15 protein-coding genes and 1 pseudogene are annotated in these 16,387 nt (G+C 70.9%); 6 read left to right on the top strand and 10 right to left on the bottom strand.

All coding sequences use genetic code 11. From position 1 onward, the window contains the following. Positions 1 to 137 precede the first annotated feature (137 nt). Complete coding sequence (locus AC3CH1_RS08665) at positions 138 to 719, top strand: TetR/AcrR family transcriptional regulator (RefSeq protein ID WP_488462371.1); 582 nt, start codon at positions 138 to 140, stop codon at positions 717 to 719. A 227-nt stretch (positions 720 to 946) separates the two neighbouring features. On the opposite strand, the gene AC3CH1_RS08660 is transcribed toward AC3CH1_RS08665, so the two are convergent. Then, a complete protein-coding gene (locus AC3CH1_RS08660) occupies positions 947 to 1,414 on the bottom strand; it encodes a GNAT family N-acetyltransferase (protein WP_488462370.1) in 468 nt (155 codons plus the stop codon). 97 nt (positions 1,415 to 1,511) lie between these two features. Here AC3CH1_RS08660 and AC3CH1_RS08655 point away from each other — a divergent pair. Beyond that, a pseudogene (locus AC3CH1_RS08655) lies at positions 1,512 to 2,362 on the top strand (IS5 family transposase). Between the two features lie 71 nt (positions 2,363 to 2,433). Here AC3CH1_RS08655 and AC3CH1_RS08650 read toward each other — a convergent pair. From AC3CH1_RS08650 to AC3CH1_RS08640, 3 genes are all read right to left on the bottom strand, one after another. Beyond that, entirely contained in the window at positions 2,434 to 2,982 is a 549-nt protein-coding gene (locus tag AC3CH1_RS08650; protein ID WP_488462369.1) for a hypothetical protein, read from the bottom strand. A 590-nt stretch (positions 2,983 to 3,572) separates the two neighbouring features. Beyond that, entirely contained in the window at positions 3,573 to 5,495 is a 1,923-nt protein-coding gene (locus AC3CH1_RS08645) for an AMP-dependent synthetase/ligase (RefSeq protein WP_488462368.1), read from the bottom strand. Positions 5,496 to 5,630: 135 nt separating this feature from the next. Beyond that, the gene (locus tag AC3CH1_RS08640; RefSeq protein ID WP_488462367.1) at positions 5,631 to 6,926 is read right to left on the bottom strand and encodes an acetyl-CoA C-acetyltransferase; all 1,296 of its coding nucleotides are present in this window, start codon (positions 6,924 to 6,926) and stop codon (positions 5,631 to 5,633) included. A gap of 100 nt (positions 6,927 to 7,026) precedes the next feature. Between AC3CH1_RS08640 and AC3CH1_RS08635 the strand changes: the two genes are divergently transcribed. Both AC3CH1_RS08635 and AC3CH1_RS08630 read left to right on the top strand, forming a co-directional pair. After that, the gene (locus tag AC3CH1_RS08635; protein WP_488462366.1) at positions 7,027 to 8,349 is read left to right on the top strand and encodes a 3-oxoacyl-ACP reductase; all 1,323 of its coding nucleotides are present in this window, start codon (positions 7,027 to 7,029) and stop codon (positions 8,347 to 8,349) included. Positions 8,350 to 8,354: 5 nt separating this feature from the next. Continuing rightward, positions 8,355 to 9,314, top strand: a complete 960-nt coding sequence (locus tag AC3CH1_RS08630; RefSeq protein ID WP_488462468.1) for a MaoC family dehydratase — start codon at positions 8,355 to 8,357, stop codon at positions 9,312 to 9,314. Here the strand turns inward: AC3CH1_RS08630 and AC3CH1_RS08625 are convergent. Further along, entirely contained in the window at positions 9,311 to 9,955 is a 645-nt protein-coding gene (locus AC3CH1_RS08625; protein ID WP_488462365.1) for a TetR/AcrR family transcriptional regulator, read from the bottom strand. The two genes, AC3CH1_RS08630 and AC3CH1_RS08625, sit on opposite strands and share 4 nt — an antisense overlap. A gap of 197 nt (positions 9,956 to 10,152) precedes the next feature. Between AC3CH1_RS08625 and AC3CH1_RS08620 the strand changes: the two genes are divergently transcribed. Continuing rightward, complete coding sequence (locus AC3CH1_RS08620; protein WP_488462364.1) at positions 10,153 to 11,397, top strand: alpha/beta hydrolase family protein; 1,245 nt, start codon at positions 10,153 to 10,155, stop codon at positions 11,395 to 11,397. A gap of 85 nt (positions 11,398 to 11,482) precedes the next feature. On the opposite strand, the gene AC3CH1_RS08615 is transcribed toward AC3CH1_RS08620, so the two are convergent. From AC3CH1_RS08615 to AC3CH1_RS08595, 5 genes are all read right to left on the bottom strand, one after another. Next, positions 11,483 to 12,868 (bottom strand): dicarboxylate/amino acid:cation symporter, encoded by a 1,386-nt coding sequence (locus AC3CH1_RS08615; protein WP_488462363.1) that lies wholly within the window; start codon positions 12,866 to 12,868, stop codon positions 11,483 to 11,485. 445 nt (positions 12,869 to 13,313) lie between these two features. After that, entirely contained in the window at positions 13,314 to 13,607 is a 294-nt protein-coding gene (locus tag AC3CH1_RS08610) for a DUF4229 domain-containing protein (protein ID WP_361882091.1), read from the bottom strand. Between the two features lie 112 nt (positions 13,608 to 13,719). Continuing rightward, positions 13,720 to 14,256, bottom strand: coding sequence for a GNAT family N-acetyltransferase (locus tag AC3CH1_RS08605; RefSeq protein WP_488462362.1), 537 nt, complete (start codon positions 14,254 to 14,256; stop codon positions 13,720 to 13,722). Between the two features lie 115 nt (positions 14,257 to 14,371). After that, positions 14,372 to 15,535, bottom strand: coding sequence for an aminofutalosine synthase MqnE (gene mqnE, locus AC3CH1_RS08600; protein WP_488462467.1), 1,164 nt, complete (start codon positions 15,533 to 15,535; stop codon positions 14,372 to 14,374). Between the two features lie 93 nt (positions 15,536 to 15,628). Then, complete coding sequence (locus tag AC3CH1_RS08595) at positions 15,629 to 16,084, bottom strand: Lrp/AsnC family transcriptional regulator (RefSeq protein WP_010063935.1); 456 nt, start codon at positions 16,082 to 16,084, stop codon at positions 15,629 to 15,631. 121 nt (positions 16,085 to 16,205) lie between these two features. On the opposite strand from AC3CH1_RS08595, the gene AC3CH1_RS08590 reads away from it, so the two are divergent. Then, positions 16,206 to 16,352 carry a hypothetical protein gene (locus tag AC3CH1_RS08590; RefSeq protein ID WP_007460445.1) on the top strand — a complete coding sequence of 49 codons (147 nt, stop codon included), beginning with the start codon at positions 16,206 to 16,208 and terminating at the stop codon, positions 16,350 to 16,352. The last annotated feature ends 35 nt before the right edge of the window (positions 16,353 to 16,387 follow it).

The following is a 16,387-nucleotide window of genomic DNA, read 5'->3' as shown; positions in this document are numbered from 1 at the left end:
TCCTTCACTCGACGAGCAACTGAGACAGAAGAGTACCGACATCCGACTTAACCGCAACAGACAAGTTGCAGTTACTTTCGAGATGGACCATCGGTGTATCGTTTCGACGGTCAAGCAGACGAGCAGCGGGAGGCGCCATGAGTGAGACAGCGGCACGGCCGTTGCGTGCGGACGCGGAGCGCAGCGTGCGCGCGATCCTGGAGGCGGCCGAACGCGTGCTCTCCTCTGATCCCGGCGCGTCCATGGAGCAGATCGCGACTGCGGCGGGGGTGGCCAGGACAACGATCCACCGGCGGTTCGCCCATCGGCAGGCACTGATCGATGCCCTGGCTTCGTCGGCCGCCCGCCAGCTCGTCCAAGCCGTGGAGGACGGCCGGCCGGACACCGCCCCTCCCCTGGTGGCATTGCACCGGATCACGGCCAATGTGCTTGAGGTGAAGGGCGCGTGGGCGTTCGCCCTGGAGCTGCCGGCCGATCCCGGCAGCGAAGCGGCCGCCCTCCACGAGGACATCGGCCGACGCTGCATCACCGTGCTGGAACGGGCCCAGGCGGACAAGCTCATCGACGAGGCAGCCGACCTCCTTTGGATGAGGCGGGTCTACTACGCGCTCCTCGGGGAGTCCCTGCGCGGAAGCCCGGACGACAGCGACATCGGCACCGACACTCTCGCCGCCCGCATCATCGACACCCTGCTGCACGGCGCGGGCCCACGCACCTGAGCTCGCCACAGGCCCGAGCGGCCCTCGCCCGAACACCGCGTCGGGACCGCCGTCGAGGCCGCTACGAGGACTGTCGCCCGGCAGTGGACCGCGAGCTTGCCGTACCTCGTGGCCACAGCCGCGGTTGCCCTTCGCTGCGGGTCGGGGCGCGTGCCCCAGCGCCATCACGTGGCGAAACTCAGCAACGGCCTGGGAAGCGATAACCAGTGGCGGCTGGTTGGGCAGGGCTACGAGACGTTGAGCGGCAGATCTCGGTGGAAGACGGCCATAGCCTGGCCGTGGCCGTTGTAGTCGTCGACGATCTTCGTGCTGAAGCCGAGGCTGCGGTGGAAGGCGATGGAGCCCGTGTTCTCTATCGAGGTGATCGCCTTCAACTGCCGTGCACCGTGACGTTCCGCTGCTTCGGCGAACGCCGTATACAGACGACGCCCGAGACCGGCGCCACGGGCGTCGTCCCGCGTGGCGATCAGATGCACGTACCCGGTGCCGTCTGGGGTGACGAACCCGAAGATGTACCCATGGATTCCGTCTCCGGCTCGGGCAACGAAGCAGGTGGAACCGAACTCCTGCACCAGTGCAAGAAGGTGCAGCGACCGAAGGTCGCGTTCGCCCCAGTAACGGGGGTGGTCAGTCAGGACCTGATGGAAGTCGGCCACCCTGGCCGTTGCGATGTATGTCCCCATGGTGACGATCATGGCAGGCGCCTTGGCCGTTAGGGGGTGTCCGGCCCTGATCCGCCGGACACCCCTAGGGCCTGTCTTCAAAGCTTGTTGATGGGGCATCATGTTACGCATGGTGCGGCGACATGAGCTCTCAGACGAAGAGTGGGACGTCCTGTCGGGGCTGCTTCCGCGAACGGGCACGGGGCGGCCCCGGCGGGACGATCGGGTGGTTCTGAACGGGATCGCGTGGAAGCTTCGGACCGGTTCGGCCTGGCGTGATGCGCCGGAGAGATACGGGTCCTGGCGGACGTTGTACACACGTTTCCGCAGGTGGGCGCTCGATGGCACGTTCACGCGGATGCTTGAAGCCGTTCAGGCTCAAAAGGAAGCGGCTGGGGATGTTGACTGGCTGGTGTCGGTGGACTCCACGATCACCCGCGCTCATCAGCACGCGGCCGGCGCCCGTAAAAAGGGGCAAGCCCTGCAGAAGCGGCACGCACTCACGCCCTCGGACGATCCCGTGGCGGACTGACGACCAAGATTCACCTCGCCTGCGACGGCCGCGGCCGTCCGCTCGGCTTTGTCGTCACGGGCGGCAACATCAACGACTGCACGCAGTTCGAGCAGGTTCTCGCGCAGATCAGGGTTCGCCGTCCGGGCCCGGGCCGACCGCGCAACCGGCCCGACCATCTCCTGGGCGACAAGGGATACAGCAGCCGACGCATACGCAACTACCTGCGGAGACGCCGTATCCCGCACACGATCCCGGAACGCTCGGACCAGCAGGCGAACCGCCGCCGTCGTGGCAGCAACGGCGGCAGGCCGCCTGCTTTCGACAAGGAGCGCTACAAGCAGCGCAACGTCGTCGAACGCTGCTTCAACGCGTTGAAGCAGTACCGGGCCATCGCCACCCGCTACGACAAAACCCGAGAATCCTACGAAGCGGCACTCACCATCGCGTCACTCCTGATGTGGATATGACCCTTTGAAGACAGACCCTAGGGGCGGGTGATGACGTACTCAGGCCGGGAAGTGGCCTGGCAAGCTTCGCCTCAGTGATGCTCGAGCACGCGCCGGGACAGGGGAGACGCGGCCGTCCGGCGCCGGTAGTACGCGATCGTCGACACCGTCAGCAACGGCGCCCAAGCCAGCAACGGTACATAGCAGGCGACGAGGAGAGCTTCCTGGGCCGCAGAGTTCGTAAGGCTGCCGGAAGCCAGGCTGTGTGACTGGGTGATTCCGACCACGATGCTCAGGAGGAAGAGCACACCCGCACCCAGCAGTGCCGATATCACCGCCGCGAGCGGGCGCACGGGACGGCCGCCGATCAGAGGGATCCAGCGCGGCACGACCTCACCCCACGGTTGCACCAGACCGAGCGTCAGCAGGGCGAGCGCCTCGGAGACCGCCGTCAGCGTCAGGACGTACAGCGCGCCCCACCCGGTACGGACGGCATCCGAGGCCACCGGGAGCCCGGCCACCAGGGCGATCCGCCACAACGCCGACGGCATAGTGACCAGCGGTACAGCGTAGGCGGCGAGGACGGCCCAGCGCGGCACATTGGGTAGTACATTCGCTCTCGGCATGTGATCGATTCTCACCACGGGTGCGTCGCCGCGCCTCAACCTACGGTGCCATCCACCTCCCCCGTACGAGGGAGAAGCATGTACGTCAAACTTCGCGCGTGCGCGGCAGTCCTTCCTCGGTAGGTCTGCCCTGCCGCGTGACTCAGGAGCGCGGCGAACTGCTTCTGTGTGAGAGGTCGGTCCATCGCGCACTGCGCGGGGCGCTGGAAGGCTTTTGGATCTAGGGGATGGAGCCCCGCCGATGTGCGGGAGTTGACCATCGCTGCACTTGTCCTGCTCGCCCTGATTTACTCCGCGCAACGCTAGACGATATGCGAGGGGCAACCCACGCTTCACAACCTTGTTCGTGTCCGTCAACGGTCGCGGGCACCTCACACCCGTTGGATCGGGGTGCCACCGCGCTACGGACCGCATGGCCTCACCCGCATGCTCCGGCGCCGCCGAACAGCGGCAACCCTTCTGCTCCATGACCCGCGAGCTGGTCCGGACCGTGGCCACCCGCTCCCCCGAGCTCCCCAGGGTCGTGAAGCGAGTGTGAGGCGAATGGAGACGGGCGGGGCCCCTCACCTGCCCGCGTCCCTCGCCCGTCTGGCGTTGGTTTCCCCTCACCTCCGGTACAACGCCTCGATCTCCCCCGCGAAGTCCCGCGCGATCGCGTCCCGCTTCAGCTTCAGCGACGGCGTCAGGTGACCCTTCTCCTCCGTGAAGTCCACCGGCAGGACCGTGAACTCACGGATCGACTCCGCGCGCGAGACCAGGCGGTTGGCCTCGTCGACCGCCTTCTGGAGCGACGTGCGCAGGTCCTCGTCGTGGACCAGGTCCCGCATCGGGATGTCCTCCTTCCTGGTCATCCGGCGCCAGTGCTCGAGGCCGTCCGGCTCCAGGGTGAGCAGGGCGGTGATGAACGAGCGGTTGTCGCCGACGACCATGCACTGGCTGACCAGGGGGTGGGCGCGCAGCCAGTCCTCCAGCGGGGCGGGGGTGACGTTCTTGCCGCCCGACGTGATGATGATGTCCTTCTTGCGGCCCGTGATCGTCAGATAGCCGTCCTCGTCCAGCGCGCCCAGGTCGCCCGTCGGGAACCAGTCGTCCGGCAGGAGCGCCGGGGTCACCTTCGCCCGCTCGCCGTCCCAGTAGCCCCGGAAGACCTGGTCGCCCCGCAGCAGCACCTCGCCGTCCTCCGCGATGCGCACCGACGTCCCGGGCAGGGGCCAACCAACCGTGCCCAGGCGGGGTTTGAGGGGCGGGGTCACCGTGTGGGCGGCCGTGGTCTCGGTGAGTCCGTAGCCCTCGAAGATGCCGATGCCCGCGCCCTCGTAGAACGCGGCGAGCCGGCGGCCGAGCGGGGAGCCGCCGCAGATCACGTACCGGACCCTCCCGCCGAGCGCCGCCCGGATACGGCGGTAGACCAGCGGGTCGTACAGGGCGCGGGCGGCGCGCAGGCCGAGACCCGGGCCGGGGCCCGTGCCGTGTTCGGCGGCCTCGACCGCCTGGCCGTAGCGCTGGGCCATGCGGGCCGCGCGGTCGAACGAGGAGGCCCGGCCCATCTTCTCGGCCGTCGCCCGACCCGTGTTGTAGACCTTCTCCAGGACGTACGGGATGGCGAGGAGGAAGGTGGGGCGGAAGCCGGCCAGGTCGGCGAGGAGGTCCTCCGTCCGGATGGACGGGGCGTGGCCCAGGCGCACCCTGGCCCGCAGGCAGCCGATCGCCACCATGCGGCCGAAGACGTGCGAGAGGGGGAGGAAGAGGAGGGTGGAGGCCGGGTCCTTCGAGACCGACTTGAAGACCGGGTGGAGGAGTTCGATCGCGTTGTCGACCTCGGCGAAGAAGTTGCCGTGGGTCAGGACGCAGCCCTTCGGGCGGCCCGTGGTGCCCGAGGTGTAGATCAGGGTGGCGGGGGTGTCCGGTTCCAGGGAGGTCCGGCGGGCCGTGACCGCCGCGTCCGGGATGTCCTTGCCGAGGGACTTGAGCCGGCCGATGGCCCCCGTGTCGAACTGCCACAGATGTGCCAGGTCGCCGAGCTGCTTGCGTTCCTGGCTGATCAGGCGGCCCTGCTCCTTCGTCTCCACCGCGCACGCCACCGCGCCCGAGTTCTGGAGGATCCAGCGGGCCTGGAACGCGGAGGAGGTCGGGTAGATGGGGACCGTCACCAGGCCGGCCGCCCAGGACGCGAAGTCCAGCAACGTCCACTCGTACGTCGTCCGGGCCATGATCGCGACCCGGTCCCCCGCCCGCAGTCCCTCCGCCATCAGGCCCTTGGCCACCGCCAGAACTTGCGCGGCGAACTCGGCGGCCGTCACGTCCCGCCACGCGCCCCCGGCGTCCTTGCGGCTGAGCACCGGATCCGAGGGGGCCTGTCGGGCGTTGTCGAAGGGGATCTCGGCCAGCGAGCCGCGCTCCACGACCGGTGCGAACTTCGGTACGGAGACCTCCTGGACCCTCCCGTCGGGGCCTCGCTTCTTCGTCGGCTCGACCAGAACGGGCGTGGCCGCGGGGGCGGTTGCGGCAGCAGAAGGTGGCGTTGACACGTGCGGCTCCTCGGTTCGGGGGGTCGGGCGGGTCGGCTCGCCGAGGCGTCCGTCCGGCAGGGAGTGCGGCAGGGAGTGCGGCAGGGAGTGCGGCAGAAGCAGCGGATGCGGCAAGAGACTGGCAAGTCGAGCGGGTCAGGGGCGTTCGAGGATGGCCGTCACCCCCTGACCGCCCGCCGCGCAGATCGAGATCAGGCCCCGGCCCGGCGCGTCCCGTTCCGCGAGGAGCTTGGCCAGGGTGGCGACGATCCGGGCGCCCGTCGCGGCGAAGGGGTGGCCGGTGGCCAGGGAGGACCCGGCCACGTTCAGCCGGGCCCGGTCCACCGGCGCCAGGCCCTGCTTCTCCCAGGCGGCGAGGGTGGCCAGCACCTGGGAGGCGAAGGCCTCGTGGATCTCGTACAGGTCGAAGTCCTCGATGCCGAGACCGGCCCGCTCCAGCAGGCGCGGCACCGCGTACGCGGGGGCCATGAGGAGGCCGTCGTCGCCGTCCACGTGGTCCACGGCCGCCGTCTCGTACAGGGAGAGGTAGGCGAGCGGCTCCAGGCCGCGCTCCCGCGCCCATTCCTCCGTCGCCAGCAGGACCGTCGCCGCGCCGTCCGTCAACGGCGTCGAATTGCCCGCCGTCATGGTGGGGTTGGGTTCGGCGGTCCCGAACACCGGTTGCAACCGCGCCAGTTTGTCGACCGTCGATCCCGGGCGCAGGTTCTGGTCACGGTCCAGGCCCCGGTACGGGACCACCAGGTCGTCCAGGAAGCCCCGTTCGTACGCGGCCGCCAGTCGCTGGTGGCTGGTGGCGGCCAGCAGGTCCTGGTCCTGGCGGCTCACCTCCCAGCGGCGCGCGGTGACGGCGGCGTGCTCGCCCATCGACAGGCCGGTGCGGGGTTCGGCGTTGCGCGGGATGTCCGGGACGAGGTGGCGGGGGCGGACGGCGGCGAGCGCCCTGAGCCGGGCGGGCGTCGTCCTCGCGCGGCGGGCGGCGAGCAGGATGCGGCGCAGTTCGTCGTTGACGCCGAGCGGGGCGTCGCTGGTGGTGTCGGAGCCGCCCGCGATCGCCGAGTCGACGGACCCGAGCGCGATCGTGTTCGCGGCGGCGATCACCGCCTGAAGGCCCGTGCCGCAGGCCTGCTGGAGGTCGTACGCCGGAGTGCGGGGGTCGAGCGCGGAGCCGAGGACCGTCTCCCTCGCCAGGTTGAAGTCGCGGCTGTGCTTGAGGACCGCGCCCGCGACGAACGCCCCGACCCGTTCCCCGGTCAGGCCGTACCGCTCCACGAGGCCGTCGAGCGCGGCCGTCAGCAGGTCCTGGTTGGAGGCGGTCGCGTACGGGCCGTCGGAGCGGGCGAAGGGAGTACGGCTGCCGCCGATGACCGCCACACGGCGTGGCTGCGGCAGGGCGAGGGGAATCGACGGTAGCGGGCTCGTCACCGTGACCATCTCGTCTCGGTCGGTCCGGGAATGTTCATCTCGACCAGCTCCTGACTCTTAAGTAACCTTACTCAAGAGTAAATCTACGACCGAGCAGGGAGTCAGGACAATGGCCGATCGCTATCTGCACCTCACCGGCACAGCACCCGGCCGCTTCCTCACCCGGCGGCTCGGCCTGCCGCAGCCCGCCCCGCTGCGCCGCTGGACGCTTCGGACGCCGCACCTGGACGGGCCGCTGCTGCACCTGACCGCCGGGACCTCGACGATGCGGGGCGGCCTGGCGAAGGTGCTGGCCACGACCGAGCTCACCATCGAGGAGCGGCCGACGCGGCCCGCCGGGATCGTCCTGGACGCCACGGGGGTCGCCTCCGCCCGGGGACTCGCCGAGGTGCACGCCGCTCTCCATCCCGTCGTACGGTCGCTGGCTCCCGGTGGCCGGATCGTCGTCATCGGCACCCGGCCGTCCTCCGAGGACCACCACCAGGCCGCTGCCCAGCAGGCGTTGGAGGGTTTCGTCCGGTCGCTCGGCAAAGAGGTCGGGCGGGGCTCCACGGTCCAGCTCGTGCGGCTCCCGGCCGACGCGACGCCGGAAGCCGCCGAGTCCACCCTGTGCTTCCTCCTCTCCCCCCGCTCCGCGTATGTCAGCGGCCAGGTGATCGAGCTGACCGCCGCCGCCCCCGGCCCCGCGCCCGACCGGTCGGCCCCGCTCGCCGGCCGCACCGCCCTGGTCACCGGCGCGGCCCGGGGCATCGGCGCGTCCGTCGCCTCGGTACTGGCCCGCGACGGGGCGCACGTCATCGCGCTGGACGTTCCCGGGGCCCAGGACGACCTAATGCGCACCGCCGACCGGCTCGGGGCCACCGCGCTGCCGCTGGACATCACCGCCCCCGACGCCGCGACCCGCATCGCCGCCGCCGCACCGGACGGGCTCGACGTCCTCGTCCACAACGCGGGCATCACCCGCGACCGCCGCCTGGCCAACATGCCGGCCGAACGCTGGGCCCAGGTCATCGAGGTCAACCTCGACAGCGTGCTCCGCACCACCGACGAGCTCCTGGGATCGGGCGCCCTGAACCGGGGCGGCCGGATCGTCGCCACCGCCTCCATCGCGGGCATCGCGGGCAACGACGGCCAGACCAACTACGCGGCGAGCAAGGCGGGCGTCATCGGCCTCGTCCGCTCGCTCGGCCCCCGCGCCGCCGCCGAGCACGGCGTCACCGTCAACGCGGTCGCCCCCGGCTTCATCGAGACGAGGATGACCGCCGCCGTGCCGTTCCTCATCCGCCAGGCGGGCCGCCGGATGAACTCCCTCTCCCAGGGCGGGCTTCCGGCCGATGTCGCCGAGGCCGTCGCCTGGTTCGCCCATCCCACCTCCGGCGCCGTCAACGGCCAGGTGCTGCGCGTCTGCGGCCAGAGCCTGCTGGGGGCGTGAGTCCGATGACCTCGCTCAGCGCCTCGCTCGCGCGCGGGGCCCTCACCTCGCCGTTCAAGCGCGCCGGACGCCGGGACGCCACCCTGCCCCCCGACCGCCTCACCCGCCCGGCCGCGCCCGTCGCGCCCGGGCCCCTCGCCGCGTACGGCAGGATCTGCGGGTTCCCGGAGTCCGGGCCGCTGCCGCTCACGTACCCGCATGTGCTGGCCTTCCCGCTGGCCATGCGGCTGATGACCGGACGCTCCTTCCCGCTGCCGGTGCTCGGGCTCGTCCACACCTGGATCGAGATCACCCCGCACCGGGTCGTGGGGGCCGCCGAATCACTCGAACTGACGGTGTACGCAGACCAGTTGACCCCGCACCGGCGGGGCACCGAGGTCACGATGACGACCGAGGCGCGGGTCGGCGGGGAGCTGGTGTGGGAGTCGCGCAGCGGCTATCTGTCCCGCCACGGGCGGGCGACGCCGGAGCGGGTGACACCGGGCCACGCGACGCCGGAGCGGGCGACACCGGGCCACGCGACGCCGGAGCGGGCGACACCGGGCCACGCACCGGGGAGCCGCGCGACGCCGGGCCGGGCGACAGCCGCACCAGGCCCCGTCACCGCCGCCCCACCGGCCGCCGGTGCCCTGCCCGCCCGCGCCGAGTGGCGGCTGCCCGGTGATCTGGGACGGCGGTACGGAGCCGTCTCCGGGGACCGCAACCCGATCCATCTGCACCCGCTGACCGCCCGGCTGTTCGGCTTCCCCCGGGCCATCGCGCACGGCATGTGGACGGTCGCCCGCTGCCTGGCCGAGGCCGGCGACCCGGCCGGAATCCGTTCCGTACGGGCCGAGTTCAGGGCCCCCGTCCTGCTGCCCGCCACCGTGACCTACGCCGCCGACGCCGCCGGGACCGCCTTCGAACTGTGCGGCCCCGACGGGCGCGCGCACCTCGTGGGGTCGGTGTGCCGGGAGGCTTCCTAGGAAGCCGGAGGCTGCCAGGGCCGGGCGTGCATCAGGTTCTCCAGGCCCGCCCAGGCGAAGTTCATGAGGGTCGCCGCGGCCTCCTTCGCCGAGACGTCCGGGGTGTCGTTGGCCCAGCCCGCCAGCGACTCCGCCGCACCCACCAGCGCCTGCGCGAGCCCCGCCACGTCCCGGTCCGCGAGTGCGGGGTCGCTGTGCGCCTCGCGGGCGGCGGCCCCGATCAGGCCCGTCACGAACGCGACGATCTCGTCCCGCATGCCCCCGAGCTCGCTGACGAACGGCTCCCCGTGCGAACGCGCCTGGCGGTGCAGGACCGACCAGCCGTCCGGGTTCTCGGCGGTGTGGAGGAAGAACGCCCGCAGCCCCGCCCACAGTTGGCCGTCGGCGGGCAGCCCCGGCTCCACTCCGGCCCGCACCGCTTCCAGCAGGGCGTTCGCCTCGCGGCGGATGCAGGCGGAGAACAGCTCCTCCTTGGAATTCAGGTACAGGTAGACCAACGGCTTGGACACACCCGCCAGCTCCGCGATCTCGTCCATCGAGGCGGCCCGGTAGCCGTGCCGCCCGAAGGTCCGCACCGCGGCGTCCATCATCTGCTGCTCGCGCACGGCGCGCGGCATCCGTTTGCTCTTCACTGCACCCACGTCGATCCTCCCCGCCCCCACTGCCCTGCTCCCGCCCCAGGGTACGGCGGCGCGCGGCCCCGCGTCGTGGCGAGCGATCACCGGCGGCGGGGACGGCCGGGTGCGACCGGCGGAGGAGAGGGGTCATCCCCTGGTCCGACAGTGGGTCCCCCCGGCGTCCGATGTGCTCGTCCGGCCGCCTCCATAGCGTTGTGGGCATGACGATCCCCCTTCGCAACAGGTCGGCCGGGGCCGCCGCCGCTGCGCTCGCCCTGGCCGCTCTGGCCGCGCTGGCCACGGCCGCGCCCGCCTCGGCGTCCGGCCCCGCGCCGGCCACCGCCTTAGCCCCCGCCCCCGCCTCCGCCGGCCCCGGCGACCTGGCCGAGCCGTCCCCGCCGACGCTCCCCCCGCCCACCGGTCGGTACGCCACCGGCCGCGACACCCTGTTCCTGACCGACCACGCGCGCGCCGACCCATGGGTGCCCGCCGCCGGGCCGCGCCAGTTGCTGGTGTCGCTGAACTACCCGGCCCGCCCCGGCACCGGCGGCGCCCCGGCCCCGTACATGACGGAGGAAGAGGCGCGGCTGATGCTCGCGCAGCGCGGCCTCGAGGACGTCGTACCGCCCGCGCGGGTCAGCGCCACCGGCACCCATGCCCGTACGGCGGCCCGGCTGGCCCCCGGACGCTTCCCGCTGGTCCTGCTCTCCCCCGGCTTCGGCACGCCGCGGGCCACGCTGACCGGGCTCGCGGAGGAACTGGCGAGCCGCGGTCACGTCGTGGCGACCGCGGACCACCCGTACGAGTCGACCGGTACGCAACTGCCCGACGGGCGGGTCCTCACGTGTGCGGCCTGCGACAAGGTGGACGCGCAACCCGACCAGGCCGCGCGGCGGGAGGTCCTGGCCGACGTCTCCGCCGGGCGGGCCGACGACTTCTCGTTCCTGCTGGACCGGCTGACCGGCCCGGACCCGGCGTGGCGGCACGCCCGGACGATCGACCCGCGCCGGGTGGGCGTGGCGGGCCACTCCATCGGGGGCAACGCGGCCGCCTCCACGATGGCCGCCGACCGCCGGGTGGACGCGGGGATCAACATGGACGGCACGTTCTTCGACCCGGTCCCTGTCCGGGGACTGGGCGGGCGGCCGTTCCTGATGCTGGGCACCGACCCCGGGCACGGCCCCGGCGGCGACACGTCCTGGGACGACGCCTGGGATCGGCTGGATGGCTGGAAGCGGTGGCTGACGGTGCGGGACTCCGGGCACTTCACCTTCACGGACACCCCCGAGATCGGTGAGCAGCTCGGCATCGAGGACCCGGACGCGCCACTCTCCGCCGCGCGCTCGACCACGATCACCCGGAGCTATGTGACGGCCTTCTTCGACCGGAGCCTGCGCGCCCGGCCGGCCCGGCTGCTGAACGGCCCGACGCCGGCCCACCCCGAGGTGCTCTTCCAGCGCCCCTGACCGTACGCGGAACACGACAGCGCCCTCGGACCACGTTCCGTACGTGGTCCGAGGGCGCTGTCAGGACTGCCGGGGCCGAGTGGCGCTAGACGGTGACGGGCACCGCGCTCCTGGGCTCCGCGTCGCGGACCTCGTCCTGGTCGCTGTCACCGAAGGAGTCGATCGGGGAGGAGGAGGCCGAGTTGTACGCGTCGTGGTCGAGGATCTTCTCCCGGGCCGAGACGATCACCGGGACCAGCGCCTGGCCGGCCACGTTGGTGGCGGTGCGCATCATGTCCAGGATCGGGTCGATGGCCATCAGCAGGCCGACGCCCTCCAGCGGGAGGCCCAGCGTGGACAGGGTGAGGGTCAGCATGACCGTCGCGCCGGTGAGACCGGCGGTGGCCGCCGAGCCGATCACCGAGACGAAGGCGATCAGGAGGTAGTCGCCGATGCCCAGCTGCACGTCGAAGATCTGCGCGATGAAGATCGCCGCCAGCGCCGGGTAGATCGCGGCGCAGCCGTCCATCTTCGTGGTCGCGCCGAACGGCACGGCGAAGGAGGCGTACTCCTTCGGAACGCCGAGGCGCTCGGTGACCCGCTGGGTGACCGGCATGGTGCCGACCGAGGAGCGGGAGACGAAGGCGAGCTGGATCGCGGGCCAGGCGCCCTTGTAGAACTGGAGCGGGCTGACCTTGGCGACGGTGGCCAGGAGCAGCGGGTAGACGCCGAACATCACCAGGGCGCAGCCGATGTAGACGTCGGCGGTGAAGGTCGCGTACTTGCCGATGAGGTCCCAGCCGTAGTCGGCGATGGCGTAGCCGATGAGGCCGACGGTGCCGATCGGGGCGAGGCGGATGACCCACCACAGGGCCTTCTGGAGCAGCTCCAGGATCGACTGGCTGAGGGTGAGGATCGGCTTGGCCCTGTCGCCGAGCTTGAGGGCGGCGATACCGGCGACGGCGGCCATGAACACGATCTGGAGCACGTTCAGCTCGGTGAACGGCGTGATCACGTCGCCCGGGACGATGCCGGTCAGGAAGTCGATCCAGCTGCCCTTGGTCTCGGAGAGCTCGCCGTCCTTCGGCGTGAGGCCGGTGCCGGAGCCCGGGTTGGTGATCAGACCGATCGCGAGGCCGATGGCGACCGCGATCAGCGAGGTGATCATGAACCAGAGCAGGGTGCGGGTCGCGAGCCGGGCGGCGTTGTTGACCTGGCGCAGGTTGGTGATCGACACGAGGATCGCGAAGAAGACCAGCGGGGCGACGGCCAGCTTCAGCAGCTGGACGAAGAGCGAGCCGATCTCGTCGAGGGTGGTGACGAGCCAGCCGAGTTCCTGGCTGCGGGCCAGCCAGCCGAGCAGTACGCCGAGGACCAGACCGACGACGATCTGGGCCCAGAACGGGAACCTGGATATACGGGGACGGGACCCGGGGCCGGAGCCGGTGGGCTCCTCGGCCTCGGGGGCGGCGGACGCGGGGTTCGCGGACACGGACACACTCCAACTGGGGACGCATCGGGACGCACGGAGGCATCCGTGCGGTCGTGCGGTGGAACGGGGACGGGGTCGCGGCGCCCGCGTCGGGGGCGGCGCCGCTGCATGATGCCGTATCAGACCTGGCGGCAACAGACCGCGGACATACAGCGGCAGAGATCGACATGCAGGCGCGCCACGAGCGGGATGCTCGCGGCATGGCGGAGGCGCACGGCTGTCTTCACGTCGAATACGTTAACACTTGAACTTTGGGAACCTCAAAGCCTTTCTTTGGCTTCCGGGTGGAGGTCCGCCGGGCGGGAATGGCTGAAAAGCGGCGCAGAAGGGCGGAGAACGCCGCGGACCCCGGCGCTGGAGCCTGTCGGCTCCCGCCCGGGGTCCGGCGGAGAAGGGGTGCGCGCGGCGCGCGTGTGTGAGGAAGCTTACGTGGCGCCTACAGGCGCTACTGGACCGCGTCCTCGCGGGTGCGGTTGGCGTCCAGGCGCGCCTTGGTGCGGTCGACGGTGGAGACGATCTGCTCGGACATCTCGTCGCGCTGCCTGCGCAGCAGCACGTAGCTGAGCGGGGCGGAGAGGAGGAGGCCGAGGAGGATCACCCAGATGGCGTTGGAGCCCCCGAGCCCTGCCGGCACCAGCCCGAAGTGGACGGCTACACCGGCGGCGAGGAAGCAGCCGACGAAGATCAGCAGGCGCAACGCCGTGTAACGGATCAACGCGCTCGGCTTGGCAGCGGACACGGCTGGCCCTCTCTCTTCCCATGGACTCTCGACACGCTTCTGCCCGTCCAGTGAAGCATGGCCCGAATTCTCTCGGTTCAGGGGGTTGCCGGGCCCGCGGCGGGCCCTCGGCTCACGGGAACGCCGGGCCCAGCGACAGCAGCATGACGATGTCGTCCCGGTCGTCGCCGGGGGCGACCCGGATCGCGTCCGGCACCCGGCCGACCTCCTTGTATCCGCAGGCGGCGTAGAAGCGGTCGGCGCCGGTGCCGCCCCGGCAGGTGAGGCGGATCGCCTCGATGCCCTCGACGGAGCGGGCGGCGTCGGCGGCGGCTGCCATGAGGTCGCGGCCGTACCCCTTGCCCTGGTGGCGGGGGTGGACCATGACGGTGTAGAGCCACAGCCAGTGCTTCATCAGCCGGTGGTCGTTGAGGCTGAGGAAGGCGGTGGCGGCGACGGCGCCCTCCTCGTCGCGGCCGACGAGCAGCCGGGTGCGGCCCTGCTCGATGGCGACGAGGTGCTTGAGCAGCTCGGGCCGGATCTCCTCGGTCGTGACGGGCGGAACGAAGCCGACGGCTCCGCCCGCGTTGGTGACGTCGGCCCAGAGGGCGGTGATGCCGTCGCGCAGGGCGGGGGTGAACGAGGGATCCAGCTCGAAGGTAAGTGCCATAGGGGCAGAGTAACCATTACAGCCCGCACGGCTCAACCTTGTCCGGAACGCGAGAAAGCCCCGGCCGGGACGGCGGCCGGGGCTCCTCGCACTTCGGGGTCGGACAGGCCGGGCGTCAGACGCGCATCGGCTGCGGCGACTCGCGGCGGTCCGCCTCGGGGCCCGGGTACTCGCGCAGGATCTCGTACCGGGTGTTCCGCTCGACCGGCCGGAAACCGGCGTCGCGGATCAGGTCCAGCAGATCCTCGCGGCCGAGCTTGTTCGGCGTGCCGAAGTCGTCGGCGTCATGCGTGATCTTGTACTCGACGACCGAGCCGTCCATGTCGTCCGCGCCGTGCTGCAGCGCGAGCTGGGCGGTCTGCACACCGTGCATCACCCAGAACACCTTCACGTGCGGCACGTTGTCGAAGAGCAGCCGGGAGACCGCGAAGGTCTTCAGCGCCTCGGCGCCGGTCGCCATCGTGGTGCGCGCCTGGAGCTTGTTGCGGACCTTGCCGTCCTTCATGTCCACGAAGTCGTGCTGGTAGCGCAGCGGGATGAAGACCTGGAAGCCGCCGGTCTCGTCCTGCATCTCCCGCAGCCGCAGCACGTGGTCGACGCGGTGACGGGGCTCCTCGATGTGCCCGTACAGCATCGTCGCGGGGGTCTTGAGCCCCTTCTCGTGCGCGAGGCGGTGGATGCGCGACCAGTCCTCCCAGTGGGTGCGGTGGTCGACGATGTGCTGACGGATCTCCCAGTCGAAGATCTCCGCGCCGCCGCCGGTCAGCGATTCGAGACCGGCCTCGATCAGCTCGTCGAGGATCTCGGAGGCCGAGAGGCCGGAGATCGTCTCGAAGTGGTGGATCTCCGTCGCCGTGAACGCCTTCAGCGCGACGTCCGGGAGGGCTTCCTTCAGCGCGCTGAGCGAGCGCGGGTAGTAGCGCCACGGCAGCGTCGGGTGGAGCCCGTTGACGATGTGCAGCTCGGTGAGGTTCTCGCCCTCCATCGCCTTGGCGAGGCGGACGGCCTCCTCGATGCGCATCGTGTACGCGTCCTTCTCGCCCGGCTTGCGCTGGAACGAGCAGTACGCGCACGAGGCGGTGCACACGTTGGTCATGTTGAGGTGACGGTTGACGTTGAAGTGCACCACGTCGCCGTTCTTGCGCGTGCGCACCTCGTGTGCCAGCCCGCCGAGCCACGCCAGGTCGTCGGACGCGTAGAGGGCGATCCCGTCCTCGCGGGTCAGCCGCTCGCCGGCCCGGACCTTCTCCTCCAGCTCGCGCTTGAGTCCCGCGTCCACTAGGGCGCCTCCCATATCTCCGTGTATCAGACTCCGGCCAACCGTACTCCCCCACCTTTCGGGCGGGAGGCGCCCCTCTACGGCGCTCCGCGCCTACGACTCCTCGGGGAGTTCTCCGACCCGGTTCTCCCACTTGGTGGAGAGCACGATCGTCGTACGCGTCCGGGAGACGCCCTTCGTACCGCTGAGGCGGCGGATCGTCTTCTCGAGACCGTCCACGTCCCCGACCCGGACCTTCAGCATGTACGAGTCGTCGCCCGCGATGAACCAGCAGTCCTCGATCTCCGCGAGGTCCTTCAGCCGGCGCGCCACGTCCTCGTGGTCGGCCGCGTCCGACAGAGAGATCCCGATCAGCGCGGTCACGCCGAGCCCCAGCGACGCGGAGTCGACGGTGGCGCGGTAGCCGGTGATGACACCAGCGGTTTCCAGCCGGTTGATGCGGTCGGTGACGCTGGGCCCGGAGAGCCCCACGAGCCGTCCCAGCTCGGCGTACGAGGCCCTGCCGTTCTCCCTGAGGGCCTGGATGAGCTGCCTGTCCACCGCGTCCATATGACTGAAACCTTCCATTGTTCAGCAGTACCGCGAGTCTACGTGTAGAATCTAAGGCATGTGGGGCTGACGCCCTGCAAATCTTCTAGAACATCCAAGAAATGCTTTCGAATCTTCAGGAGTGAACTTCACCGTGTACACGATCGAGATGGCCTACGCCCGGATGCGCGAGCTGCAGGACCTGGCCAACCGCTCGCGTGCCCACCAGCCCGCCGCCGCGCACCGCGTCGACAAGACCCGCACCCCGCGCGCGCACAAGAAGCGCTGACCAGGGCCTGACGGTCCAGGACCCGACCGACCAGG

Source organism: Streptomyces sp. MGP-P1, assembly GCF_057766565.1.
This window is presented reverse-complemented; position numbering and strand designations above follow the sequence as displayed.